Genomic DNA, 779 nt, shown 5'->3' on the forward strand with positions numbered 1-779 from the left:
TCCATCATGAGAAAGGTTATCTTCACTTTCAATATAGCCACCAAGTTGACCAGCCTTAACATCACCAAAATCTCTTAATGCTCTAATTCGATATAAGAAGTGATCTCTTACCAATTCACAATCATCAATAAATTCGTCTTTTTTAGCAGGCTCTTGTTTATTAACAGATGCGGTTTCATTTGAAATGTGAGAGATAACGGGGGTGTTTTTTGATATATTTGTCATATTTAAAACCTTACGAAAATATTGTTTGTTATTAACAACCCTATAAGGGCGTCGGGCGCTAACAAACACGGTCGTAAGTCCGTTGGCATGCTTTCCCCATAAGGGTTTTGTATAGCATGACCACACCCGACAAAATCATAATACGCTATTCAAAGCATAAAAGACAGTCAGTATTTTAAAGAAATGGGAGAAACCTTACGTGGTTTATCCGCTTACGATTCAGTGTTTGTTAATCACTTGAATACTCATATAGCAAAATACGTATTTATTGTCAATTAATATTTTATCTTTTTTGATATTTTTTCGTATTTTTTAAAACCCGTTGTGTATTGATAATATCATATGCTTATGAATTGCTTCTTTTATATTTATATGCTTTTAAATCTATATTATAGGCTTTATGAAACGATTGCGTTACGTTTTGAATCTATACATGCATAATATTTAAAAACGCTCTCATAATGCGTATTTTTAGCTTTATAGCCTATTAGTTTTTTACTAAATGGTTTTTAATTTTTTTGTGAATTTTGTTTATAAAGGGCTCTAATTTAAAC

1 pseudogene is annotated in these 779 nt (G+C 30.9%); it reads right to left on the reverse strand.

Going from position 1 to position 779, the window contains the following annotated elements:
• Positions 1–225, reverse strand: a pseudogene (locus BN338_RS10440) (hypothetical protein); the annotation flags it as partial.
• Positions 226–779 lie beyond the last annotated feature (554 nt).

Source organism: Bartonella queenslandensis AUST/NH15 (assembly GCF_000312585.1).
In the GTDB taxonomy this organism is placed as follows: Bacteria; Pseudomonadota; Alphaproteobacteria; order Rhizobiales; family Rhizobiaceae; genus Bartonella; species Bartonella queenslandensis_A.